A 24,686-nucleotide genomic window follows, 5' to 3' on the forward strand; every position below is an offset into this window, starting at 1 on the left:
GTTCTCAACCAATTTATGCTTATTTTTGAAGAAAGGCTCAGATTATAAAATCCAAGCCCTGACTTTTTAACTTACACACTTTGTGGGATAGTGTCTTTATATTTTTCCACATAATCTTCTTTTGCCTTAAAATGCCCCGTTTTTTGATCGTAAAGAAAAATATATTCTACAGGAATTTTTTTGTATGGGTTATCAACAGAATATTTGATTTCTCTGCCATCTATTGTTGTATTGTCATACCAGAATCCATCCGGTGTCCTCCTCTGGATCAATACAAGTTTTCCGATGAAAGCAATATCATTAAATCCGTCATTATTGTAGTCTTTAATCTTTAATTGCAGCTCATACGGTTCATAAATTTTGTTGTCTTCATAAGCATCATATGTTCTGACGTTACCTCCATAAATATTTTCTAAAGAGTCTGATGTTACCTTATAAATTTCATGACCTCCGTTTCCATGTGCTGTGACCAAGGTTGCCAGTAAGTGTGGGCTTTGTTTTGGGAAAATAGAAACAAATTCATACCGTTCTGCTGATAAAATTTTAACAAGCTTCCCTTCTTGTGTTAATAAGAGTTGATTTTTCCAGGGATATCCAGAATTTGGTCCTGTCTTCCAGTCGTATTCAACAAAGTAATACTCCTGATCTGAACCATTGATTTTCACCTTTTTGAATACCGTTATCTTTTCACCTTTTTGCTGAACAGGACTTTCATGAACATGGAGATCAAAAGCTTGCTGAAGATTTTTGATAAATTTTGAAGAGTCTTTAATTACAGGGTAATCCGCAAGATATTCAAGCGGGATAGACATTGTAAGGTTGGGATTCTCTTTGTCTGTCTGTTGAACATTTTCTTTTTTGTGAGTACAATTCAAAATGAGCAAAGGTAAAAGTGCTGACAGGAATGTTCTTTTCATTAGGGTTATTAGTTACGAAAGAGAAATTTTTTGAAATTTATTATATTTTAATGAAATGGCAATCATTTAATTAAAATTTTTAAAACAAAATCACCTCCCAAAAATTGAGAGGTGTCATAGTGTTTAAGTTCCGGTTTTTCTATCTTCTTTTAAAGCTATACACAATCAGAATGGCGATGCCCATAGTAAGTACGGTTATCATTGAAATAGTTTCAAGTGAAATTCCGCTTTTTATCTGTGTGTTTTCTTTTTCACATGAAGAAAAGAATAATAATGTCATGAAAAGACATACCGATAGTAATTTTTTATCCATAAATGTATTTGTTTGGTTACGAAACATTTACAGCAAAAAGTATACCGAATTTGTAGACTATGGAGTAGGTTTATTGACTTGTCCTTTTAGTTAATACCTGGGATAATGAGTAACAAAGGCTTTCTTATTGATAGTCCTTCGACAGGCTCAGGGTGACAACCCGAATACTAACCGGAATTTTTAAGCGCTGTCAGGCTGAGCCTGTCGAAGCTATTATTACTAAAAGGATAAGGTAATGAGATTATTTTACTTTTTAATTTCCATTTAAATTTTTGGAGACTTTATTTATTACCGAAATATAATGAGAATAATGAATAATGATACCGGCAGTGAAAAGTAGAGAAGCTATTATTATCTCAGTAGTCAGGTGATTTAGGATAAAATGCAGGATCAGGAAAAGTACAGCGGAATAGATCAGGGAAAATAGTATAGAATAAAATGCGTTTGTTTTGTAAATAAGAATTCTTGTATTTTCGTTGTAGCAGAAGTATTCTTTGCAAGGTGAGAAGACTAATGGAGATTTGTTTGCAAAATCAAGTTTAAACATTTTGTTTTCTCCTATGATGGTACCGTCAGCAAGAATAATATCAGTTAAGCCCCTTTCTATAATTGAATAGCGTACTTCATCAGTGACGTTTTTAAACGTTTTACTATCTTTTATTTCTCTTTCAAAAGTATAAGTAAATGGAAACATATAATTTTATGTTTTTTTATTCGTTTTACCCTCGTTCCAATAATAACTGTCCGGGTAGATTCTCGTTCCAAAAACAGCAGTGCCCACCCGTACAATGGTTGCGCCTTCTTCAATAGCAGTTTCCAGATCTCCGCTCATGCCCATGGATAGTTCTTTCATTTCTACGTTGGGAATATTTTCGGTGATAATCTCCTGCTGAATATTTTTCAGGATTTTAAAGCATGCTCTTACTTTATCGGTTTCAGCACTGAATAAACCAATCGTCATCAGTCCCTTTATTTTTAAAGTAGAGTAGTTGGAGATCTTTCGGGTAAGTTCAATGGCTTCACCGGGATCAATGCCAAATTTGCTTTCTTCATTGGAGGTATTGACCTGAATTAAAACCTCCATCGTTCTGTGTTCAGCCAAAAGTTTCTGATGAAGTTTTTCGGCCAGTTCCAGGCGGTCAAGAGACTGAACGCAGGTAACATCGTATTTCAGAATGTCTTTTATTTTATTGGTCTGAAGATGGCCTATAAAATGATTTTCATGAGGAATGTCTTTCAGGTCTTCATATTTCTCCTTCAATTCCTGTACTTTGTTCTCTGCGATTAATTCCTGTCCGTTTTCCAAAGCAATTTTGATACGCTCTACAGAAACAGTTTTTGTAGCGAGTAATAACCTGACATCATGAATATTCCTTTCGGATTGCTCACAGGCCTTTTTTATTCTTTCATTGATAACGGTGAGGTTGTGGAGAATATCTTCTTTCATGATGCCAGGGTTTCTTTGGCTTCCAGTTTTTTAATTAAAGCAGCTTTAACGGCTGTTAAAGCGTAATCCTTAGCTTCAGCAAAAGAAATAGAGTATTTTCTTTCAACAGTTCTCATCTCTTCAGGAAACTGAGCGAGTAATTGATCGTAGTATGTATCCAGAATCTCAGCAGAAGGCATTTCATAATTAATTTTTAGCTGGAAGCGTCTTAAAAGAGCCGTGTCAATAATCTCAGGATGATTGGTGGCACAGATTAAAAGCGCATTTTCAGGATAATAATCAATCAGCTGAATCAAAGTATTAACCAATCTTCTCATTTCACCCACATCTTTGTCATCACTGCCTCTTGCCTTTCCGATCTGATCCAGTTCGTCAAGAAAAAGTACGGATCTTTCTCTGGCTGCCTTATCAAAAATCATTTTAATATTCTGGGATGTTTCTCCGATACGGGACGAAACAATATTACTAAGATTTAAGATAATAATATTTTTTCCCAGAGCATTGGCAATAGCCTTCGCTGTCATTGTTTTTCCACATCCGGAACTTCCTTCAAGTAAAATCTTATGGTTAACCGGCAGACCGTACTCCTGAAGTTCTTTAACGTAAGTGTGCTCCTTGATAAGTTGTGTAAGCTGTTCCTTGTTGTTAGCATTGAGAAATACCTCGTTAAGATTTACCTGCTCTTTATCCTGAATAATAAGGTTGTACAGATTCATAATGACAATTAAAAGATTATTGAATAAACAAAGATAAAGCTTTATTGAATGCCAAAAAGAATCCTGAATAATAATAAAAACATGGTCCAACGGATACTGAATGATAAATGATAAATGATAAATGATAAATGATGAATGATGAATGATGAATGATGAATGATGAATGATGAATGATGAATGATGAATGATGAATGGATGCTGGTATCAGCAACAATCTGTGAGATCTTTGGAAAAAAGACTATAAAAAAAGAAAAGCCAGACTTGCGACCGGCTTTTCTCATTTGGATATTAAAATTTGTTATGAAACTAAGATCTTTCTGCTTATGTTTTTGAACCCTTTTACCCGATGGGGTAAAAGAGCGATCCGATTTCTCAGACTAAAAACATAAAACAATATAATTAGTATAGATATTCTATAGGCTTGTTTTGTTTTAAGATTAGTTTCTTTCTCTTCTTACAGTCATGAAATATGAAGTAATTACTATTAAACCTGTTACGATACCGATATAAGTTACCATTTTGTATTATTTTTAATTATTTGACTTTTTTTTATTAATCTTTCAATTGCAATATTACTACTTTCAAATCATGTGCCAAAGTAAAACACCATGATGTTTATCAGTGTATTACAGTGATTCCTGTTCATTTAATGGTGACTTTTGTTTATATTAAATTAATGTATTATTGAGAATTTATTAATACTTTTATTATTCTATTTGCAAAATTATGTGAATGTGTTAATCGTTTATCGACTTCTATATTGGAGTTGATAAAACAAATAATAAGCAATGCCTGGCATAATATTGTTTTAAAATGTATTTTCCGGACATTAATTTTTCACTTCAAATAGATTTTTATGTTAATAAAATTTATTTTTAACCGTGATTTTTATGATGGAAATTTTGTCAGCTGTCATATTTCATATTAAAGAGAAATATTTTTTTGTGCCAAAAAATGAACACAAAGTTGCCTGCTGAGTGATTTCTTTCAGGATCAATAATGCCTATCCAAAGAGAAAGAATTTGAAAATAAGATACTTAATGCTGTTTGAAACCCTATGAAAACAATGGCTGAATTATTGTATCTTCAAAAGAACTGATCTTTCATAGGGATAATAAGTACCTGTTATTTTGGGAACAGAGAAAGCCTAAGAATATCCTTTTTGAATTACCCGGGCGCATTTACTACTTTTGTATAAAGAATGAATTTATGGGACGCAGTTATATTTTTCTCGCCTTGGCTATTATATTTGAGATTATTGCCACTACTTTTCTGAAGAAATCTGAGGAATTCTCCAAACTATGGCCATCGGTAGTGACAGTCATTGGATATGCCTGTGCATTTTATTTTTTAAGCCTTACCCTTCGTCAGATTCCTGTAGGGATCACCTACGCTATATGGTCCGGCGTAGGAATTATTTTTATAACGATGATTGGAGTGATAGCATTTAAACAGATCCCGGACCTGCCCGCCATTATTGGTATTGCACTGATTGTGATTGGAGTGATTATTATTAATGTATTCTCAAAAATGGGAACTCATTAAAAATAGATTCCTGATGTTTTTGCATCTGTTTCCAATGTTGGACCTTCGTTTTGTATAAAAAGAACTTTTCCAGTTTATATTTGAACTTTAAATATCCGTGGAACTCAATGCCGTTAAATAATGTAAAAGGAATTGTTGGATTTTCCTTTAATGATTCCCTTATTCCTTTACTGAATACGGTAGGACCTGTAGTAGCATGTATATTATTCGGATAGCGGTGAGTGTTTATATTATCAATCATCAATTCTGATAAAAGGATCATAAGAAATTAAATGCTCTGGAATTAATATAGGTTCTCATTCCATGGTAGTTTATCTTAAGGGCTGAATAATAGATTGGAAAAAATTAAATGTAAAAATCCTTTCATAGAAGATATCCAGACTGTTTTCAATAATGGCATCCGTATAACAGGCCGGATCCGGAACAAATGTTTCCTCTACAAAAACAAACCAGAGCTCCGAGAGTCCGTATTTTCTTCTAAACTCTTCAGAAGCATTGCTGTCAGGCACAGCAGAATGTTTCAGGTCACAAAAAAGAATTCCTTTTTTCTCTCCTTCATGATCTACAATATTAATGGAATGGTGCAGGTAGCTGATAATTTTTATTTTCGCATCAAAACATTCTATAAAATGGTGCAGATCAATAAGCTGTATTACTTTTTCTTCCTGTTGAGATTCTGTCATAAAAAAACATTCCAGTGATATTTCCTGTGTCAGTTCGTGAAAAGTTGTTAATTCCATATGTGTTCATTTACAGTACAAAGAAATAAAGAAAAGAAGAACGTAAATTGGTTTTTATACAAAATGGCAGGTATTTTATACAAAATCCGGAAGCATGATCGTTGGTATAATAAAATAGAGGTTTTGTATAATAAAATAGTTGTAATTTCTGTTATTGTCTATTTTTGCTAATGATAAAATGAGCCTATCCTATGAAATACAGTCCGTGGAAATTTGAAGAAACCTTTGTAATGGATTTTTTGGTGGAAGCGAAGTATGGACTCCGTAGGCATCTGCTCTTCCTGCTCTTCTTTTTCATTTTGATCTATAGCGCGAGGTTCTGGCATTGGTACTCGGGAATATATCAGTATTATGTTTTATTCTTTGTATATACAATTCTTATCACAATGGTGTACATTAATATATATGTATTGGTTCCCCGTTTTTTCTTTAAAACAAAATATGTTACTTATCTTGTTCTGCTGGTTCTGATGGGAGTAGTGGGTCTTAATTTTATAGGATATGGTTTCAGGCTGTTCTTTGATGAATTCAGAGTGAAAAATATTCTTAGGGAAAATGAGAAAGGAGGAATTTATGAAGGAGTTCTGATGTGTATTCCGATTATCATGACGACAACGACGATTAAACTTCTACAGAAATGGATCAGTGATAATAAAAGAATCAACGAGCTGAGCAGACTCACCATGAGCATGGAACTGAATGAGTTAAGAAATCAGATCAATCCGCATTTTCTTTTTAATATGCTGAATAATGTAAAAGCGTTGATCAGAACAGACCCTGCCAAAGCCTCTGTGGTGATTGTAAAACTTTCTGAGTTTCTCAGATATCAGCTGTATGAAAACAGTGAAGAGAAAACGCTGCTCACTTCAGAGATTGATTTCCTGTCCAATTTTTTAAACCTTGAAAAAATAAGGCGTGACAATTTCTCTTTTGATATTCGGATCAATACTGATAAAAGAATTGTAAACAGTATTTTTGTTCCTCCCAATCTGTTTACCACTTTTGTAGAAAATGCCGTGAAACACAGTGTAGATATCAGTGGAGCAGAATCCTACGTGAAAATAGAAATCAATACCGATAGCAGACAGCTTTATTTCAGGTGTGTGAATTCCATAAGGACTGGCTATATCGTTTCAGACAAAAAAAACAGCGGACTTGGGCTCGCCAATATTACCAGAAGGCTTGAGCTTCTCTATGGTGATACTTTTGATCTTCAGATAGAATCAGGAGAGGTAGAATATAGTGTAAATTTAAAAATTCCCGTTTGATGAATTGTATAATTGTTGATGATGAACCTCTGGCAAGATCCGAGATGAGATCCCTGGTCACTGAAATTTCCAAAATTGAAATCCTTGGGGAATTTTCCAATGCGCTGTCTGCTCTCGAATTTCTTAAAGACAATGATATAGATCTTATTTTCCTTGATATAGAAATGCCTTTGGTAACAGGTCTTGAGTTTGCAGAAATGCTTCCGAAAAAATCCCTGATTATTTTTACAACCGCTTATTCCCAATATGCACTGAAAAGCTACGAACTGGAAGCTGTTGATTATCTTTTAAAACCTATTGATCCCCAAAGACTGGAAAAAGCCATTGAAAAAGCCATACTTTATACTGGACTTTTGTCTAAAGATACGGTAAAGAATACGGTAGAATCCAATACAGCTGACTTCCTTTTCATTAAAGCAGAGCGAAGATTCTATAAAATCAGTTTTTCAGATATTAAGTTTATAGAAGGGCTGAAAGACTATGTAGTCATTCATACAAAGCAGCAGAAACTGATCACTGCAATGAATTTAAAAACCATCCATCAGAAAATCTCCGGTGAGAGCTTCATCAGAGTAAGTAAATCCTATGTTGTCAATATGAATTATATTGATTCATTTGACAATCATAATATATACCTCGAAGATTCCGAGATTCCTCTTGGTGAAGTATACAGAATCGAATTTTTCACAAAATTTGCCGGAGGACTTCTGAACTCAGATTAAAAAAATAAGTAATGAGCAATGAATAATGAGTAATAATTAATAGGCTCAAACCATTTAAAAAAAATCTGTGTAATCTGTAGTTAAAGAAAAACAAAATAACTACGGGCTAAAACTGTTCAGAGAAAACAATTTCCCTTTCAACAGCTTTAGCCCAAACTTAAAAATTATGCCAGCTTTTGTCCCACAAAACGAATCACAGAACCTGTCCCGTTGTGAAACAATCCTTCGCTAAGCTCAATTTCTGTTTCTGCTAATTCAATAATATCATAATTTGGAAAATCTGTCTTGATTTCTTCAATAGAGAACAGGGATTCGACATCTTTCGGACCTCCCACTTTTTCATTCTTTGCAATATATTCAAGATGATTTTTACTGAAAGCTTCGAAAATAATAAAACCACCTTCACGCAGGTATTGATTCAGCATTTGGTGGATAGAAGATTTAATATCTCCCGGGAAATGAGCGTAAATAAGAGCAATGGCATCAAAATGTCCTTTCTGATAATTTAAAGTAGAAAGTTCTCCCACCTGATAATCAATAGCAATTTGTTGTTTCTCTGCAAGCTGTAATGCTTTATTTCTGCCATTGGCACTGATATCGAAAGCAGAAACCTGCCATCCTTGTGTCGCTGCAAAAACGGCATTTCTGCCTTCACCTTCTGCCGGAAAAAGTATTTTTCCAGGTTTTAATTTGCTGAGCTGTTCTCTCAGGTAATTGTTGGGTTCTGTTCCGTAGGCAAACTCTTCGCTGCTGTACCTTTCATCCCATCTGTTGAGCCATGTGTTATCTGTCATTGTAAAAAGAATTTAAAATTGGCATAAAGAAAAATCATTCATATTCTTCCGTTGTATTAGTTGCATCAAATGTAGAATATTTCCTCAAGCTTTCTGACCTCAAAAAAAAGTTTACTATCATAGATTTTTTGAATGACAGATCTGTTTAATAAAAATCTAAATACTATTCCATACAATTAAAATTTGGAGTAATTTTGAAAAATGATGAATTTAAACCAGATTTTCACCAATCAACGTACAGGAAACAATCCACAGACCAAAGCTTCACGAACTGATTTTCAAAGAGATTTCGACAGAATTATCTTCTCTTCTGCCTTCAGAAGACTGCAGAACAAAACGCAGGTTTTTCCTCTTCCGGGAAGTGTTTTTGTACATAACAGACTTACGCATTCTTTGGAAGTATCATCCGTAGGAAGAAGTTTGGGAAGTATTATCGGTGAATTTATTGCTGAAGATTTTAAAAATGAACTGACTGAAGATTCAAAGAATTTCTATCTCTATAATTTAGGAAATGTAATTGCTGCTGCATGTTTATGCCATGATGTAGGAAACCCCGCTTTCGGACATTCCGGAGAAGATGCCATTGCGAGTTATTTTGAAAGAAATGAAAAAGATCTGAAATCAAAGTTCAATGAAAAAGAATGGGCGGATCTGGTTAATTTTGAAGGAAATGCTAACGCCATCAGAGTGCTGGCACAGCAGCAACAGGGAAAAGATGCCGGAGGAATTCAGCTGACGTTCTCTACACTGGCAAGTATTGCAAAATATCCGTGTGAAGCGGTTGCAAAGAAAAAAGGGATCATTCACAGAAAGAAATTCGGGTTTTTCCAGAATGAAAAAGATATATTCCTGGAAATTGCCAAAGGAACCCAGCTTATTTCTGAAAGTGAAGAACCGTATATTTTCAAAAGACACCCTTTTGTATGGCTTGTAGAAGCAGCCGACGACATCTGCTACAACATCATTGATATGGAAGATGCCCACAGGCTGGGAATTGTTTCAACAGCAGACTGTAAAAACTTATTTTTTGAGTTGGTAAAATCTGAAACAGATGATGTTCAGAGAATTGAAACAAAACTTAGTTCAATCTCCAATGAAAACGAACAGATTTCTTATTTAAGAGCAAAAGTGATTAATGCACTCATCAATAAATCGATTGAGATGTATAAATCCAACTTTGAGACGATCCTTGAAGGAAATCTTAGTAATGGCTTACTTGATATTTATAAAAAAGAAAATAAAGCGTTGCAGGATATTGAGAGTTTCTCGGTAGAAAAAATTTACAACCATAAAGCAGTTGTTGAAATTGAAAATGCCGGGTATAACGTAATGTATGAGCTGCTTGATCATTTTATTCCTTCCATTCTGAAACCTAAAGACAGCAGAAAATCTTATGATGAAAAAGCGTTGAAACTGATTCCAAAGCAATTTATTTACAATGACGGAACCGATTATCAGAAAGTTCTTGGGGTTATTGATTTTGTTTCAGGAATGACGGACAATTACGCTACCGATTTATATAGAAAAATTAAAGGAATAGACATTGGGATGACTGTCTAGATTCTATTTGTTATAATCATTCAGAAGCCTCTACTATTAATGACTGCATTAAAGTAGAGGCTTTTTTATGCTTTAAAAGTAAGCGATTCTAGAATAATCAATAATTCCTGTGCTTGATTTCCAGGAGATTATATTATAAGGCTTTCACTTATTTTTCTTATATTTAAACAACACATATAGAAGTGTTTTTAACAAAACAGGATTTTTAGCGACATATTAAAAAAATTAACAACTATGGGTATATATCTAGCACCCGTTATTTTCTTCGGGCTTATCATTTTGTTTGCTTCGTTTTTTGTAGTTAAGCAGGAAACAGCAGCTATTATCGAACGTTTCGGGAAATTCCAGGGAGTAAAACATTCAGGGCTTCATCTTAAACTTCCAATTATAGATCAGATCGCTAAAAGACTGAATCTTAGAATTCAACAACTGGATGTGATGATTGACACCAAAACCCTGGACAATGTTTTCATCAAAATGAAAATTTCCGTTCAGTATCAGGTGATCAGAAACCAGGTAGGAGATGCTTACTACCGCCTGGAAAATCCTGAAAATCAAATTACATCTTTTGTATTCGACGTTGTACGTGCTGAGGTTCCTAAATTGAAGCTGGATGATGTCTTTGTAAGAAAAGATGATATTGCGGTGGCGGTAAAGAGTGAGCTTCAGGAAGCCATGAACAGTTACGGGTATGATATTATCAAAGCTTTAGTAACAGATATTGATCCGGATGAGCAGGTGAAACATGCCATGAACAGGATCAATGCTGCTGAAAGAGAAAAAACAGCGGCAGAATATGAATCTGAAGCACAAAGAATCCGTATTGTAGCGGTTGCAAAAGCAGAAGCTGAATCTAAAAAACTACAAGGGCAGGGGATTGCAGACCAAAGAAGAGAAATTGCAAAAGGTCTTGAAGAGTCTGTAAGAATGCTGAATAATGTGGATATCAATTCTCATGAAGCATCAGCGCTTATTGTAGTAACACAGCATTATGATACCTTACATTCTGTAGGAGCAAGCAACAGAAGTAATCTTGTGCTTCTTCCCAATTCACCCACTGCAGCAAGCGGAATGCTGAATGACCTTGTAGTGGCCATGACAACGGCAAATACAGTTGGAGAAGCTACCAAAGGAAAATATCCTGATCCTCCTCAGAAAGAAACCGGATTTTAAGATAAAAGGAAAAAGAAAAAGATGAATCAATGGAAAAAAAAATGATTGTCAAAAATAACTTCATGCTTCATTCTTCCAGCTTTCCGCAAAATAAAACCGCTTCTGAATTTTCAGAAGCGGTTTTATTTATTATTTCTTCGTTTTAGAAACCTGTTCTATCAATGTGTATTTGATTGAAGAAGCATCAGCGGGCGGATTTTCAATTTTTTCTGTTTTTACTTTTAAAACATATTCATACCCCGGTTCATAAGTAAATCCTTCGATATTGCTGTAGAAATTCGTCCAGTTCCCGGAAACATTTTCTTTTACCTGCAGACATTTCATAGGAGCTACTCCTGTACAATCTGCTGTCTGTGGTCCTACGATGAATGTTTTTTCATCACCTGCGGATGCATTGGCTGTGGTTGTACATTGTGTCATGGCAAATAACGCTAATGCGGGTGCTGCTCCTTTTAGAATTGTTGCTATACTTTTCATAAACTTGATTTTTCCCCATACCTCGCAATTACCATGCCGAAAAAAAATCCCGAATTTGTAGTACTTCTGCTATTGTTTTTTACTTTTTTAATCATTTAATTTGAATTTCTTAAACACTAACCACAATATAATTCTTATAATAAATATGGATAATCAAATGCAAGTTGAAAATTACAGGATTCAAAAACCTGAAATATGGGCAGGAAATATCGGGGATGAGGAAATAAAAAGCCGAATCAAAGATTCCGAATTTGCCAGAAGACAAATTGATGAAGGACGTGATTACTGCTATTTTTTAGACAAAAAATACTATACAAGCAATACGGAAAACAGTGAGTATGTCTGCATGGCCTATACGCTGAACGAGCCTGGAAACCTTGAAAGAGCTTCTGTTTCTGATGTCATTGTAGAGGAAAATGAAGTCTATCAGATTCACAGAATCAGTGTGTTGAGAGATGGTGTACTGATCGATAAGATTCCGGACACAAAAATTAAAGTTCTTGACAGTGAAAACCAAAGCAGTGGAGGAGTGCTGAGCAGTAATAAAAAAATCAATATTACCATCAAAGATCTGAGGCTGTATGATGTTCTGATCTTAGAAGATTCAAGGATTAAAGAATTTACAGACCGTGATTTTCTGAGAAAGGAATTTTCAAAATACGTCTGGGTAAGTCCTGATAATTATTGGGCTTATGGAAGTTTTAAATTCACTTTTATCAACGATCGCAAACAGACTATTGACTATAAAAAAACATTTTTCAGAGATGAACAGGGAAATGTTCTGGAACCGGAAATCAATCATCTGAAAAAAGGAGAAAGATTTGTCATTGAAGAAGAAAACTATATCAATCCTGTGGATTCCGGACGTGAAATTTTTCCTTATATAGACTTTGCTACAGAAAACAGTTGGAAAGATCTTTCCAACTATATTGTACCGTTCTATGAGGAGATTTTTAACAAATCTTCTTTACAGGATTTCGCTCCAAACCTTGTTGAAAAACTGGATGCCATTGCTGATCAGGATGAAAAGCTGCAGTTTGCCATAGAATATGTACAGAATCATATCTATTACATCTTCAATGCCGATGAAATGAATGGTCATAAGCCACAGGAACCATCAGTAACCTATGAAAACAAACAGGGAGACTGTAAGGCAAAGTCGGTTTTATTGAAAGTGATCCTTGATTACATAGGAGTAGATGCATCTGTAGTGCTGGTAAATTTTAATACGGATTATTATATTAAATATTATCTGCCATCATTGTTAAGTTTCAATCATGTTGTCTTAAAAGTGAATTATAAAGGTGAAGAATATTTCGTTGATGCTACCATCCGTGATGAATTCGGATTGATTGAAAACAGAGGGTTTATTTATTTTATGCATTATCTGGAAGTGAAAAAAGATCAGGTACTTCAGGTAAGAAAATCTTATAAATTTCCTTATTTCTGCATTAATGAAAAGGTGGATTTAAATGCACAGGGCAATACTGGAAAACTTACTCTGTCAACTACTTACAAAGGAAACAGAGCCAATGCTATGAGAAGGTATTTTAAGAGTACCAATAAAAGAGAAATCATAGACAGCTGGAACAGCTTCCTTTTCTATACGCTTAATTATTCGGGTGACCGTAATGGTACAGATGTCCGAAACGTATTCAAAGATGCCGCTATTGATGTACTAAGTGATGATAAAATACTGAATGAAGTAAAGATCCAATATACCGCAACCATTGAGAATCCTTATTTTGCAGATCCACAGAAAAACCGTTTTCTGATGTATTTTGACCGAAATGTGGTGAAGGCGGGAGCAAGAGATTTTATTCATAAAGATTTACCTTTCTGGCATAATTTCGACAGTGAGAAATATGAAATCAATTTGCAGACGGATCAGAAAATTGATACTGAAGAAAAATATACAGTACAGGAAAGTACTATATCCAATCCCTATTTTGACTATAAAAGCCGGAAAAAAGTACACAAAAATGGAGCAAGTGTGTCTATTGAGTACAATCCTCTGATCAATATTGAAATTCCGCAAAGTGAGTTTGAACAGTTCAGAACAGATCATCATACCATTGCCGACAGTAATTTCGGACTGGGAATTGATATTATTGAGCCGGGACTTATGAATATGCTTAAATTCAGCTTTAAGAAGAAATTTAAATAGAATATCTTAAGTTCAAAGTTTAAGGTTTCGGGTTTTGGCGGGCGGCGAAGCCGCCCGCCAAAACCCGAAACCCTCATTATTCGTTTACAATCAAAAAACACAAATTTCATTATGCATAAGATATTTTTTCTTGCTCCTTTTACAGCTGTTTCTCTTGTCAGTGCTCAAAAGTTAACCCAAGAGAACGTTACAGGATTCTGGAAACTAAAGGAAGCCGGATTTTATGAAGATCAAAAGAAAGTGGTAAAAGAATTTGATAACTGCCGTTTAATGAGGAATTATGCGATCAGGGAAGATGGTTTTGCTATTTATAACTATATAGAAGGAAAATCTGGCGATTGCAGGCCTTCAGAACCGAGGCTTTCTTTTTGGAGGATTGTAGACAACAGAATTCAGTTTTATGTGGATGACCAGAATATTCTTGAAGAAGTGGAAGTAACAATAAATAAAGACCATACAATAACCTTTTCCAGCTATATTCCTGAACAGAAAAAATTAAATAGAGATGCTTTCTCTGAAAAAATAGCCAACACGGTTCACTATGATATTCTTGAAAAACAATTTTGATTATAAACGTAAAATTTTTGATGTATGAATTATGTAACGGTTATCTATCTCGTGAATCTGATATTGTATGCCATGTATTTCTTTGGAAGAACAGGTAGTGAAGTTGAGGTATCAGGAATGGATTATGCTGTTTCCGGAACTTTATCTCTCTTTCTGATCTTCGCAGGATATCTGAATGCAAAGAAAAGGATGATCTACAGAACCGTTCTGTGGATGTTTTTTGTGAATGTGTTTTTATTCGTTTGTTCCGGTTTGTTTGATCAGTTTGGAAACGATTTTAATATTCTTTCTACAGGTAACAGTGACAGTTTTCTTTTTACATTGGCACTTATTGTTTATAACGGTTATCTTTTTCCTCTAACGGTTATTCTTGAGGGATCGGGTTTGTCATTAATAATACCTGTAGTATTATCATTTATCTTGCCTTCATTGGGATATTTAATAGGGAAGAGGATATATACAAATAATCAAAATCCCACTGAATTATAGTCATTGCGAACCGAAGGTGAAGCAATCTCAATATTATTCATAAAGCTGCTAGTTGGAAAACGCAATGATGCAGGAATTTTACAAACTATATGTTTTTAAGACACAAAGATTTTATCTCCGATAAAATTGTACTTCTTTAAAAATGACACAGACATTTCACCAGCATTTTTGTCATTCCGGGCAGAGCAAGGAATCTAAACTTTAATATCCTTTACAACTCTTGGAAACCAGGCAGATATTATTAAAAAAAATCCGCAGAATCTGCATAATCTAAGAGGGAAAATAATATCATCACTTGCTGAAAATCTCATATTGAGCGCAGTAGAAATGTTCTTTCTCTTTAAAAAATATACGGAATGTAAAAAACTCTTATACTTTTGCGTTTTCCAAAACTAAAAAAAGAATCAGAAAGTTTTAAAGTTATTCCTGATTTTGAGGCTGGTTATTGGAGGTAAAGAATTTCTGCTTCCCGATTAATAGTTCAAAAAACAGTCTGAAATCCGAAATTAAAGACCATAAAGGATATTTAAAAGTAGCCGGTTTGTTTTTCTCAATCACAGCATGACTGAACCAGGCAAATCCATAGCCTACAATCGGGATATACCAAAGAAATCTTTCCTTTCCGGAACTGATGACATACCATATAACGAAAAATACGAGAAACGTTCCGATAAAATGAAAAATACGGGTACCTGTTTTACTGTGTTCAGTAAGATAAAACTGATAAAACTCTCTGTATGTTTTGATTCTTTCAGCCATGGCGGTTAGTTTATGGGTTCTTAATGAAGCTAAAGCAATAATTCTGCCGATTTTTATCAGAGGGTAAAAAATAAAAAAGGCAAAATTGCAAATCAGTTTCTCCATCAGAGTAACCTTTCTGCCATTTTGCCTTTTCGCAATTTTGTTTATTGCTTATTTAACTCTTCTTTAGTTCTTTTCCAAGCTTGCTGTTTTTGTATCCGTAGCAGAAATAAATAACCATACCGATCAGGAACCACATTCCAAACCAGAACCAGTTCTCATGGCTCATTCCCGTAAGAAGATACAGACATGAACTTAATCCAATCAATGGAATTAATGATAGATTCTTGATAAAAGCTACAACACATAGAATCAGGTTGATGATAATAAAGAAGAAAATAGAAGCTCTGAATTCTCCTTCATTAGGATCTGACCAGTTCATCAGATTGTCAAAAAACTCCGGCTGCCATTTGTAGAAAGCCAGTAAGCCACCGATGAAAATAACCGGGAAAATAATTTTACCATTCACATAAGGAAGGTGAAATCTGCCTTTGATTTTTTCCTTGGCAGGAAGTAGAAGTACTCCCGCGCATACCAGTACAAAGGCGAAAATAGTTCCGATACTTGTAAAATCAAGGATAAAAGTTTTATCTGTAAACAGGATAGGAATACCTACTACAATTCCGGTAACTACAGTTGCATAGGAAGGTGTTTTATACTTTGGATGTACCTTTTGGAATCTTGCAGGCATCAGTCCGTCACGGCTCATAGCGTACCAGATTCTCGGCTGTCCCATTTGGAAAACCAATAATACGGTTGTAATAGCTACAATGGCAACGAAGGAAACCACAAGTTCCATCCAGGCTACATTGGCATTTGTTTTTTCAAATATGAATGAAAGAGGATCTCCTACACCATCAAATTTCTTGTAATCTACCATCCCTGTTAATACCAGTGTCAAAGCGATATAGATTACCGTACACAGGACAAGAGAAATAATCATTCCTTTTGGCAGGGTCTTTTGCGGATCTTTGGTCTCTTCAGAAAGTACACTTAAGGCATCAAATCCGATATAGGCAAAGAATACTCCGGATACGGCGCTCATTACCCCGGCAAAACCATTCGGCATAAAGGATGGAGTTCCGGTTGCAGGACTTACAGGAGTCCAGTTGTCAGTATTAATATAAGCAAAACCGACAAGAATAACCAATATAATGACCCCAAGCTTTAAGATAACCAGAGAGTTGTTGAAGTTTTTACTTTCTTTTACTCCCACATAACAAAGCCATGTGATTAAACCGTTAATAACCAATGCCGGAATATCTACAATGAATTTCAAACTTCCAATCAATGGTGCTGTTTTCCATGCATTTAACAGTTCTTTGTTTTCTGAACCATATTGAACGGCTTTCCTTGCTTCAGTATAGCTGCAGGTCAGATAATCAGGAATATGCATTCCGAGGCGTCCTAAGAAACTCGTAAAATAATCCGACCACGAAAAGGCTACGTAAATATTCCCGAAAGAATATTCCATGATCAGAGCCCATCCGATTACCCAGGCAATCAGTTCCCCAAAACTGGCATAAGCATACGTGTAGGCAGAACCTGCAGTAGGAATTCTGCTGGCAAATTCAGCGTAGCATAAAGCGGTAAAGCCACAGGCAAAACCGCAAATCAAATATAGTAGGATAACACCGGGACCGCCTCTGAAAACGGCTTCTCCCAAACTGCTGAAACTCCCAGCTCCTATAATAGCCGCGATACCAAAGAATACAATGTCCCATACACCCAAGACTCTTAAAAGCCCCGTTGAAGTATCTGTATCTGAATAGATTTTTCTTCTAAAAAGTTGACTCATTCAATAACTATATTTGATTTGAAAAAAAGCAAATGTAATGATTTTTTATTTTGATGTTAACAGTTGTTAAGAACATTTGGGTAAAAATACTCAAACAAAAAGTTTTAGTCTCTATAAACAGGGATTTCCACAAAGCTGTCGTTTTTCATTATTCTTCGCATAGCTGGCTCTTACAATATGAGTTGACAGAAGAGAGGACTTCCCATCCGGCAAAATCTGGTACAGATAAGTATCCGTGTCAAAATCTTTTTTTCAGCAAGAGAAACCAGTGAATTTTTATAATCCTGAGCGACCATCTGCAAACGGAAAAGATTATCCATAAGGTCAACCGTGTTTTCAGGTTTATACTTTGCGGACTGAAGTTGGGAAATCACTTGCCGGGCAAGTACGGGTATCTGCTCTTCCAATATAAGAGAGTCATTTACAGCTTTCTTTGGGAAGTAAAATTTTTGTGCCTGCAGAAGGTTTACAAAAATTAATGCTAAAAGAATCTTAAATTTCATAAGATGGTGTGTTTATGGTATGTTTTTAGCTGCTTTTGAAAAAGTATCAAATTAACGTATGTTTTTGATAACTGTTTATTAAAATTGTTTACATTTTATCAAACGAAAGTAGTAAATTTTATCATTGTACAGTGAGAAAATTTTCATTGTTATGAAATAAGTATTAACATCCATTAACGCTGTTAAAACTTGCTTAAACAATAAGTTTTTAATATTTTCGTTACCTTATTTAGACTAATTTTCTTATATTAAGAAGAATGAAATCAAAAAAAATACTTTTAGCGGCTGCTGTAATTTATTTCGGAATCTCCGATGCTCAACAGTCTCAATATTTTACCCAGAAAGAAAATTACAGGTTCAATCTAGCCGAAAATCTTTATCAGACCAAAATATACAATGCTTCCCAATACGAATATGCAAGACAATACTTCTACAATCAGAATTTGTCCCATTCAAAAAAGGAAGCTGCGCAGTTTTTTGATAATGTGATTGGTGTGATTCTTCAGAAAAATCATGCTGAAGAAGGATTAACGGCTTTCATGAAAGAATATCCTGATTCTGCTTATTTTGCTCAGGCTAATCTTCCGCTGGCTGATTATTATTTAGCAAAAAAAGACTTTGACAAAGCACTGGAAACACTTAAGAAAGTGAATCAGTATCAGCTTTCAAAAGAGGAAAATACCCAGTATATTCTGAAGCTTGGATATGCAAAATTCATGATGGGTGATTCCAAAGGAGCTACTGATGCCCTTGAAGAAGCTTATAAAACAGCAGACCAGTCTCAAAAAGGAGATATTGCTTATATGTTGGGGCATTTATATTACAGCAACAGGCAAAATGATAAAGCGTTCCAGTATTTTGATTCTATTAAAGATCAGGATAAATTCTCAAAGCTTGTTCGTCCTTATTATGTACAGATGTACTATAATGATAAGAATTACAATCAGGCTATTACAGAAGGAACAGCTTTGTTAAACGAAAATATTTCAGATTCTTATAAAGCAGAAGTACATAAGATCATCGGGGAAAGTTATTTCATGAAGAATGATTACAGCTCTGCTTACCCACATTTGAAAGATTATCTGAGCGTACAGCAGAATCCATCCGAAAACGATTTGTATGAGATGGGATTTGTGGCAGCACAGCTTAAAAAATACGATGAAGCGGTTTCTTATTACAACCAGCTTCTCAACAGTAATTCTGCTTTAGCACAAAATGCTTACTACCAGTTAGGAAATGCTTATCTGGCTGTAGATAAAAAGCAGGAAGCGCTTTCTGCATTCCGTTCTTCTTACCAGATGGATTATGATGTAAAAGTGAAAAAGCTGGCTCATGAACAGTACGCTAAATTAAGTTACGATATCGGTAACCCGTTTGAAAGTCCTTCGGCGGTGATCCAAAGTTATATCAACGAAAATCAGAATGGTGCCAATGCTGCAGAAATGAGATCATTATTGGTGAAATCGTATCTGTATTCCGGAAACTATAAAGAAACGCTGAATGCTATTGACAGGCTGCAGAGTTCTACTCCTGAGATCAACAAAGTAGACCAGGAGGTTTCTTATTTATTGGGAACCGAAGAGTTCAACAAAGGAAATTATGATGAAGCTGAGAAATATTTCTTAAGAAGTCTTGGCTTTAACATCAATAAAGAATTCAACAGCAGAGCTTTATACTGGCTGGCACAGGTATATTACCAGAAAGGAAATTATCCGTCTGCTATTGTTCGATATGAAAAGCTTCTTACTAAAAGCTTCCCTGAAAAACAACAGCTGCCTTACGATTTGGGATATGCCTATTTCAAATCTAAGAAATTTGATCAGGCAGAAACGTACTTCAAACAATATCTTGCCAATCCGAAACCGGAGTTTAAAAACGATGCAGAACTTCGTCTTGCAGATATCCATTATGCCAACAATGATCTGAACGAGGCAATCGCTATCTATGATAAAAATGAAGATGCTACGGATTATACTTTGTATCAGAAAGCAATGGCTTTAGGATTCAAAGGAGATACTCAGGCAAAGATTACTAACCTTAAAAACCTTTTATCCAAATATCCGGACTCTGAATATTACGATGATGCTCAATATGAAATAGGAACAGCATATGCTGCTCAGGATGATTTTGCCAATTCCAATGATTATTTCGGAAAAGTAATTAAAGGTTCTTCTGACAAAGATCTGATCGCGAATGCTTCTATCTACAGAGCGCAGAATTACATCGATCAGAATCAGAATGAAAAAGCACTTTCCGAATTGAAGTCTTTGGGTGAGCAGTATAAAAATACAGCTTATGCCCAGAAAGTGGTGCAGGCGGCAAAACCGATCTTCACGAAAAACGGAGATGTTTCAGGATATGAAACTTTCGCAAGAAATATAGGGGTAAATGTAGATGCTGCTGAAATTGATGAGATCAACTTATCTACAGGTAAGCAGTTGTTTGCTAAGAAAGATTATAAAAATGCCATTTCTTACTACGAAAAGTATCTTACACAGAACCCTACAGGTGAAGGATTGTATCAGGCAAAATATGAATTGGGAGAAAGTTACTATCAGACAAATAATTCAACCAAAGCTTTACTTGTTCTTCAGGAAGTGGCTGGAATTCAAAATGATTACCAGGATGACGCACAAACTCGTTTAGCTCAGATCTTTATTGCACAGGGCAATACTGCGGAAGCGAAAAAGTACCTTGAAAGCATTAAAAACTCTTCCAACATCAGCATTAAAAACTATGCGAATGTAGAGCTGATGAAACTGTACGCACAAGAAAATAATTTCTCTGAAGCTGAAAAATTAGCCAACGCAGTTATTGCGAATTCTAAAAACTCAGCGGCCGTTATTGAAACTGCGAAAGTAATCAAAGCAAGAAGTCTGATGAACTCAGGAAAAGATAAAGATGCACAGGCAGCTTATGCTTCTCTTGAAAAATCATCCAATACTTCGGTAGCAGCGGAAGCTTTGTATGCTAAAGCTTATTATCAGAACAAAGGAAAAGCATTTAAGTCTTCTAATGAAACGATCTTCAAGCTTGCCAATAACTATGCTTCGGAAGAATTCTGGGGAGCAAAAGCCCTTGTATTGATGGCGAAAAACTATATTGGCCTGAAGGATAACTATCAGGCAAGTTATACCTGCGATCAGATCATTGCGAACTACAAAGATTTCCCTGAGATCGTAGCAGAAGCTAAAGAAGTTAAAAAACTGATTAAGAAATAATACATGAAGGTGTTTAAAATTGCCCTATATTCTTTTTTGATTTCTACTTCTCTCTGGAGCTGCATTCCATCGTATATTGCATATCCAAGGGAGTATAACCATGCAAAAGCTGATTTCAAAAAGCAAAAAGCTTTTGTAGTGAACAAGGATCTTGAGGAAGAATTTAAAATTTTAAAACATTCCGACATTTATGAAATTGTAGAAGACAGCAGTTATGCGGCTAAAATAACACTGCACCCGATGAAAACCTATACTCCTCCTTGTGGAAACCCAATGATTGGAAGTATGCTCACAGTCGGATTACTGCCTTCGGGATTTCCGTATACTATTTCCTACAGTTATGATGTTGCTGAGAACAATACAGCAAAAAATTATCAATACAAATTACAAGTTTATCAAAGCCTTTGGCTGTTTAATATATTCAGACTGGGGAGAACTTTTTCAAAACAGTCGGGCAAAGCTTTATTGGGCAGTTATATGGCTTCCAGTAAATAAAAACCCGTTATATATTTTTTTCAAATAAAGAAAATATGAACAAGAAGATTCAAATATTATCCATATTATTTTTAGGAATTTCGTCAGTGGCGTTTTCCCAGATCAAGGAGGAAAAACTGGTTCTTAACAAAAAGAGGGAACCGGAAGTGAAGAAGATCGAGAAGAAGAAGACTTCTGTGGAAACCATTAAAAATTATCCGCCGGAAGAGAAATCACAGACTCCTGTGAAATATACCATCACGGATGTTCCTGCTGTTTCAGACTTCAAAACGTCAACCATTCAGGGAGAGGATGTAGCTCCAAAATTTGACGGAACCGCTCAGAATAACTATTTCCAGTTCGGAATGGGTAATTACGGGAAAGTTCTGGTAGACGGAAATGTTTCAAAAACCCTTGAAAATAAGCTTGAAGTAGGAGCAGATGTTCACGTTCTTTCCACCAATGGTCTTAAAAAAGATTACGATTGGAAATCCGGACAGACTTCAGCCAATGTTGGCGCTTTCTTAAACTCTTACGGAGAAAAGGGGAAGTTCAACCTTAATGCTGAATATGGCTTAGACAGCTATAATTACTACGGAATTTATGCCATGCAGCCTACCGGGGAGCTTGATCTGAAGCAAAAGGTCAATCAGTTTAAAGTAAACGGGTACTATGATTTTTACTCCAATGAAATCTTAAATGATGTAAGAGTAAAATCATCATTCCTGAAAGATCATTTTGATGCTTCGGAAAACCAGGTTTCCATTCTTGCTAACTTCTCCAAGCATGCTGTTGAATTAGGAAAATCTGGAATCAATCTGAATGCTGATCTGGGAGTAGGGTTAGATGCTGTGAAGACAGACTTTGCAATCAGAGATAAAAACTCTTCCAATTTCTTCAATACTAATCTGACTCCGAAAGTGACGTTCAGAAAAGGAGACTCTTATTTGATGCTGGGTTCTTCATTCTCTTTCCTGAATGCTAAGAATTCCAACGATCAGATGGAACAAGTGAAAAACAATAAGACCTACTGGTTTCCACAGGCAGAATTTCAGTTTGCTGCAGCTAATGAATTTAAATTCTATGGAGGGGTAGACGGTGGTCTGAAGCTGAATACGTATGGAGATATGTTACAGACCAATCCATTTATTCTTTCTGACCAGTTTTTAAAGCCTACAGAGACGAAATATCATTTTTATGTAGGATTGAGAGGGGACATTGATGAAACACTGAAATATGACTTCTCTGCAGGGTACGGAAAAATGAGAGATATTATGTTCTTTAAGGCTAACGGTCTTTTCGATAACAATTCTGTTAATCGTTCTGCGTACAATTTCGCCAATACATTCTCTGCGGTTTATGATGACGGTAATGTAAGCGATATCAAAGGAAGTGTACAGTATTTCCCATTGGCCAACCTTATTATCGATGGAGAATTAAGGTTCACAAAGTACGATCTGAAGACTTACGACAATATTTATAACGTTCCTTTGTTCAATGCGAGCATCGGAGCTAAATATACGATGCTTGACAAGAAATTATTGCTTGGATTCAAAGGGATCTTTGCAAGTGACAGAACTACAAACTCTTATGCAATTGAAGCAGTAGGCGCTCCGAACGTAATTTATCAGTCTACGGAGAATACAAATGATAAAGTTGGCGGGTATGCTGATTTAAATCTTTCCGCAGAGTATAAAATTCACAAAAATTTCAGTATTTTCGCACTCGGAAATAATCTTCTGAGTTCAAAATACCAGACGTACAAAGGCTACAAAGTCTTAGGTGCACAGATTCTGGGAGGCGTGAAAATTACTTTCTAAAACATAAAAGGCAATGATGATAAGTAATCAGGTATTACTCATTACTTATCATTTATTACTTATCAATACGGCTGCATAGTTTAATGGATAGAACTTCGGATTTCGGCTCCGACAGTGAGGGTTCGAATCCTTCTGCGGTCACAAAGCTCCTTTTTAGGAGCTTTTTTATTATATCACCTCGAGAATAGTCTTTTCGTCTGATGAAACAGATACTTTTACAAAACCACTAAATTCATCTTCAATTGCGTTTTATATTATTAATGCTAAATCTTTCTCTTGATGTATATGTGATAAAATATCAAACTCATGAGTTATTGTTTTTAATTGTTAAGAAGCCAATATACAGACAGTTTAAACTGATCTATCTTACGGTTTCCCGTAGAGTGATAGCAATAAGTGATTTTACATACCACATCACTGGTTTGTGAAATGTTTTTTACGTATCTTTAAATTGTTCGATTTATTTTAAATTTCGGATTATATGTATTCAACCTCCTGCTGTAATGGGAGGTTTTTATTTAAAATATACCACAAAATGGCAGATTTCTTTAAACAGTGATATTATTGGCATAAGCGTTGTTAATGATAATAGAAGTTTTTAAGGTAAATTTTATTTAACACCGAATCATTTAACTTATAATTCATTTTTTACTTTCTCCTCCTGGTTCGCTTGGAGGTTTTTGTTTGTATCCTATAAAAACCAATTTTTAAAATTTATCGTATATCAAGATGCAGCTCATTTTTTTGAGTTTTCATGGTTATTAGTTTTTATCCCCGGAATTATCTGGGGATTTTTTGTGGGGGGCAAATTCTGTCTTATAAAAGATTTTAGTTTATTGTAGAAAGATTGATATGAAATATATTAATCTTTATTATCATATTTGATTAAAAATATATCTGATTTTGTAAAACGGAACGGTGAATTGTACATATGGTTCTGGAAACTTTTTTTGTATACTGCGAGAGGTTTGTGAACTATGAACTCAACGGAATTGAACCTGATAATAGGCGATGGAGAAAAGGGCGTTGTGTCATGGAAATGCGGTTGAAGTTTTATAGTAAATGATCGGTAAGAATGTAACTGATTTTTTGAGAAAATCAAACGGAATTGATGAGTCACAGTGATTCCTTATTCAGAAAGAAAATCCATTTCCAAAAAGAGAATATTTAGCAG

General features: G+C 35.1%; 22 protein-coding genes and 1 tRNA gene. 12 read left to right on the plus strand and 11 right to left on the minus strand.

What is annotated here, in order from left to right; translation table 11 throughout:
- Positions 1-71: 71 nt before the first annotated feature.
- The 5 genes from BW946_RS20275 to BW946_RS20290 form a co-directional block, all read right to left on the minus strand.
- Positions 72-917 (minus strand): hypothetical protein, encoded by an 846-nt coding sequence (locus BW946_RS20275; RefSeq protein WP_076597909.1) that lies wholly within the window; start codon positions 915-917, stop codon positions 72-74.
- Between the two features lie 139 nt (positions 918-1,056).
- A complete protein-coding gene (locus BW946_RS21565; protein ID WP_170872117.1) occupies positions 1,057-1,230 on the minus strand; it encodes a hypothetical protein in 174 nt (57 codons plus the stop codon).
- A gap of 253 nt (positions 1,231-1,483) precedes the next feature.
- On the minus strand, positions 1,484-1,924 hold the full coding sequence (locus BW946_RS20280; protein WP_076597910.1) for a hypothetical protein: 441 nt from the start codon (positions 1,922-1,924) through the stop codon (positions 1,484-1,486).
- 6 nt (positions 1,925-1,930) lie between these two features.
- The gene (locus BW946_RS20285; RefSeq protein WP_076597911.1) at positions 1,931-2,677 is read right to left on the minus strand and encodes a YggS family pyridoxal phosphate-dependent enzyme; all 747 of its coding nucleotides are present in this window, start codon (positions 2,675-2,677) and stop codon (positions 1,931-1,933) included.
- Positions 2,674-3,393 carry an AAA family ATPase gene (locus tag BW946_RS20290; RefSeq protein WP_076597912.1) on the minus strand — a complete coding sequence of 240 codons (720 nt, stop codon included), beginning with the start codon at positions 3,391-3,393 and terminating at the stop codon, positions 2,674-2,676. Before BW946_RS20290 ends, BW946_RS20285 begins: the two co-directional genes overlap by 4 nt.
- Before the next feature lie 1,209 nt (positions 3,394-4,602).
- Here BW946_RS20290 and BW946_RS20295 point away from each other — a divergent pair.
- Entirely contained in the window at positions 4,603-4,938 is a 336-nt protein-coding gene (locus BW946_RS20295) for a DMT family transporter (protein WP_047433528.1), read from the plus strand.
- Positions 4,939-5,249: 311 nt separating this feature from the next.
- Here the strand turns inward: BW946_RS20295 and BW946_RS20305 are convergent, their stop codons facing one another.
- Complete coding sequence (locus BW946_RS20305; RefSeq protein WP_076597913.1) at positions 5,250-5,678, minus strand: hypothetical protein; 429 nt, start codon at positions 5,676-5,678, stop codon at positions 5,250-5,252.
- Between the two features lie 191 nt (positions 5,679-5,869).
- Here BW946_RS20305 and BW946_RS20310 point away from each other — a divergent pair, with 191 nt between their 5' ends.
- A complete protein-coding gene (locus tag BW946_RS20310) occupies positions 5,870-6,946 on the plus strand; it encodes a sensor histidine kinase (protein WP_076597914.1) in 1,077 nt (358 codons plus the stop codon).
- Positions 6,946-7,668, plus strand: coding sequence for a LytR/AlgR family response regulator transcription factor (locus tag BW946_RS20315; RefSeq protein WP_076597915.1), 723 nt, complete (start codon positions 6,946-6,948; stop codon positions 7,666-7,668). Before BW946_RS20310 ends, BW946_RS20315 begins: the two co-directional genes overlap by 1 nt.
- Before the next feature lie 164 nt (positions 7,669-7,832).
- Here the strand turns inward: BW946_RS20315 and BW946_RS20320 are convergent, their stop codons facing one another.
- Positions 7,833-8,462 carry a class I SAM-dependent methyltransferase gene (locus tag BW946_RS20320; protein WP_076597916.1) on the minus strand — a complete coding sequence of 210 codons (630 nt, stop codon included), beginning with the start codon at positions 8,460-8,462 and terminating at the stop codon, positions 7,833-7,835.
- A gap of 204 nt (positions 8,463-8,666) precedes the next feature.
- Here BW946_RS20320 and BW946_RS20325 point away from each other — a divergent pair, with 204 nt between their 5' ends.
- Together BW946_RS20325 and BW946_RS20330 are read left to right on the plus strand one after the other, a co-directional pair.
- Complete coding sequence (locus BW946_RS20325; RefSeq protein ID WP_076597931.1) at positions 8,667-10,022, plus strand: deoxyguanosinetriphosphate triphosphohydrolase; 1,356 nt, start codon at positions 8,667-8,669, stop codon at positions 10,020-10,022.
- Positions 10,023-10,256: 234 nt separating this feature from the next.
- On the plus strand, positions 10,257-11,195 hold the full coding sequence (locus tag BW946_RS20330; protein ID WP_076597917.1) for an SPFH domain-containing protein: 939 nt from the start codon (positions 10,257-10,259) through the stop codon (positions 11,193-11,195).
- Positions 11,196-11,324: 129 nt separating this feature from the next.
- Here the strand turns inward: BW946_RS20330 and BW946_RS20335 are convergent, their stop codons facing one another.
- Complete coding sequence (locus BW946_RS20335; RefSeq protein WP_076597918.1) at positions 11,325-11,672, minus strand: DUF4377 domain-containing protein; 348 nt, start codon at positions 11,670-11,672, stop codon at positions 11,325-11,327.
- A gap of 157 nt (positions 11,673-11,829) precedes the next feature.
- Here BW946_RS20335 and BW946_RS20340 point away from each other — a divergent pair, with 157 nt between their 5' ends.
- From BW946_RS20340 to BW946_RS20350, 3 genes are all read left to right on the plus strand, one after another.
- A complete protein-coding gene (locus BW946_RS20340; RefSeq protein ID WP_076597932.1) occupies positions 11,830-13,839 on the plus strand; it encodes a hypothetical protein in 2,010 nt (669 codons plus the stop codon).
- 111 nt (positions 13,840-13,950) lie between these two features.
- A complete protein-coding gene (locus BW946_RS20345) occupies positions 13,951-14,406 on the plus strand; it encodes a lipocalin-like domain-containing protein (RefSeq protein ID WP_076597919.1) in 456 nt (151 codons plus the stop codon).
- Positions 14,407-14,430: 24 nt separating this feature from the next.
- Entirely contained in the window at positions 14,431-14,895 is a 465-nt protein-coding gene (locus BW946_RS20350) for a hypothetical protein (RefSeq protein ID WP_076597920.1), read from the plus strand.
- A 420-nt stretch (positions 14,896-15,315) separates the two neighbouring features.
- Here the strand turns inward: BW946_RS20350 and BW946_RS20355 are convergent, their stop codons facing one another.
- The 3 genes from BW946_RS20355 to BW946_RS20365 all read right to left on the minus strand — a co-directional run bounded on the left by BW946_RS20355 (position 15,316) and on the right by BW946_RS20365 (position 17,997).
- Positions 15,316-15,654, minus strand: coding sequence for an Mpo1-like protein (locus tag BW946_RS20355; RefSeq protein ID WP_062675236.1), 339 nt, complete (start codon positions 15,652-15,654; stop codon positions 15,316-15,318).
- Between the two features lie 157 nt (positions 15,655-15,811).
- Complete coding sequence (locus tag BW946_RS20360; protein ID WP_076597921.1) at positions 15,812-17,494, minus strand: APC family permease; 1,683 nt, start codon at positions 17,492-17,494, stop codon at positions 15,812-15,814.
- A 170-nt stretch (positions 17,495-17,664) separates the two neighbouring features.
- Positions 17,665-17,997, minus strand: a complete 333-nt coding sequence (locus BW946_RS20365) for a hypothetical protein (protein WP_181416101.1) — start codon at positions 17,995-17,997, stop codon at positions 17,665-17,667.
- Between the two features lie 257 nt (positions 17,998-18,254).
- Here BW946_RS20365 and BW946_RS20370 point away from each other — a divergent pair, with 257 nt between their 5' ends.
- The 4 genes from BW946_RS20370 (at position 18,255) to BW946_RS20385 (ending at position 23,653) form a co-directional block, all read left to right on the plus strand.
- Positions 18,255-21,218, plus strand: coding sequence for a tetratricopeptide repeat protein (locus BW946_RS20370; protein ID WP_076597922.1), 2,964 nt, complete (start codon positions 18,255-18,257; stop codon positions 21,216-21,218).
- A 3-nt stretch (positions 21,219-21,221) separates the two neighbouring features.
- The gene (locus tag BW946_RS20375; protein WP_076597923.1) at positions 21,222-21,713 is read left to right on the plus strand and encodes a hypothetical protein; all 492 of its coding nucleotides are present in this window, start codon (positions 21,222-21,224) and stop codon (positions 21,711-21,713) included.
- 35 nt (positions 21,714-21,748) lie between these two features.
- Positions 21,749-23,512, plus strand: coding sequence for a TonB-dependent receptor (locus tag BW946_RS20380; RefSeq protein ID WP_076597924.1), 1,764 nt, complete (start codon positions 21,749-21,751; stop codon positions 23,510-23,512).
- Between the two features lie 69 nt (positions 23,513-23,581).
- Positions 23,582-23,653, plus strand: a tRNA-Arg gene (locus BW946_RS20385).
- The last annotated feature ends 1,033 nt before the right edge of the window (positions 23,654-24,686 follow it).

The organism is Chryseobacterium sp. RU33C (assembly GCF_900156015.1).
Taxonomy (GTDB): Bacteria; Bacteroidota; Bacteroidia; order Flavobacteriales; family Weeksellaceae; genus Chryseobacterium; species Chryseobacterium candidae.

Bases quoted from the DNA above. Each gene is read 5' to 3' on its own strand.
- BW946_RS20340 (WP_076597932.1), top strand. From the start codon at position 11,830: ATGCAAGTTGAAAATTACAGGATTCAAAAACCTGAAATATGGGCAGGA.
- BW946_RS21565 (WP_170872117.1), bottom strand. From the start codon at position 1,230: ATGGATAAAAAATTACTATCGGTATGTCTTTTCATGACATTATTATTC.
- BW946_RS20375 (WP_076597923.1), top strand. From the start codon at position 21,222: ATGAAGGTGTTTAAAATTGCCCTATATTCTTTTTTGATTTCTACTTCT.
- BW946_RS20380 (WP_076597924.1), top strand. From the start codon at position 21,749: ATGAACAAGAAGATTCAAATATTATCCATATTATTTTTAGGAATTTCG.
- BW946_RS20345 (WP_076597919.1), top strand. From the start codon at position 13,951: ATGCATAAGATATTTTTTCTTGCTCCTTTTACAGCTGTTTCTCTTGTC.
- BW946_RS20295 (WP_047433528.1), top strand. From the start codon at position 4,603: ATGGGACGCAGTTATATTTTTCTCGCCTTGGCTATTATATTTGAGATT.
- BW946_RS20370 (WP_076597922.1), top strand. From the start codon at position 18,255: ATGAAATCAAAAAAAATACTTTTAGCGGCTGCTGTAATTTATTTCGGA.
- BW946_RS20360 (WP_076597921.1), bottom strand. From the start codon at position 17,494: ATGAGTCAACTTTTTAGAAGAAAAATCTATTCAGATACAGATACTTCA.
- BW946_RS20325 (WP_076597931.1), top strand. From the start codon at position 8,667: ATGAATTTAAACCAGATTTTCACCAATCAACGTACAGGAAACAATCCA.
- BW946_RS20290 (WP_076597912.1), bottom strand. From the start codon at position 3,393: ATGAATCTGTACAACCTTATTATTCAGGATAAAGAGCAGGTAAATCTT.
- BW946_RS20280 (WP_076597910.1), bottom strand. From the start codon at position 1,924: ATGTTTCCATTTACTTATACTTTTGAAAGAGAAATAAAAGATAGTAAA.
- BW946_RS20335 (WP_076597918.1), bottom strand. From the start codon at position 11,672: ATGAAAAGTATAGCAACAATTCTAAAAGGAGCAGCACCCGCATTAGCG.
- BW946_RS20350 (WP_076597920.1), top strand. From the start codon at position 14,431: ATGAATTATGTAACGGTTATCTATCTCGTGAATCTGATATTGTATGCC.
- BW946_RS20310 (WP_076597914.1), top strand. From the start codon at position 5,870: ATGAAATACAGTCCGTGGAAATTTGAAGAAACCTTTGTAATGGATTTT.
- BW946_RS20285 (WP_076597911.1), bottom strand. From the start codon at position 2,677: ATGAAAGAAGATATTCTCCACAACCTCACCGTTATCAATGAAAGAATA.
- BW946_RS20320 (WP_076597916.1), bottom strand. From the start codon at position 8,462: ATGACAGATAACACATGGCTCAACAGATGGGATGAAAGGTACAGCAGC.
- BW946_RS20355 (WP_062675236.1), bottom strand. From the start codon at position 15,654: ATGGCTGAAAGAATCAAAACATACAGAGAGTTTTATCAGTTTTATCTT.
- BW946_RS20275 (WP_076597909.1), bottom strand. From the start codon at position 917: ATGAAAAGAACATTCCTGTCAGCACTTTTACCTTTGCTCATTTTGAAT.
- BW946_RS20365 (WP_181416101.1), bottom strand. From the start codon at position 17,997: ATGAAATTTAAGATTCTTTTAGCATTAATTTTTGTAAACCTTCTGCAG.
- BW946_RS20305 (WP_076597913.1), bottom strand. From the start codon at position 5,678: ATGGAATTAACAACTTTTCACGAACTGACACAGGAAATATCACTGGAA.
- BW946_RS20315 (WP_076597915.1), top strand. From the start codon at position 6,946: ATGAATTGTATAATTGTTGATGATGAACCTCTGGCAAGATCCGAGATG.
- BW946_RS20330 (WP_076597917.1), top strand. From the start codon at position 10,257: ATGGGTATATATCTAGCACCCGTTATTTTCTTCGGGCTTATCATTTTG.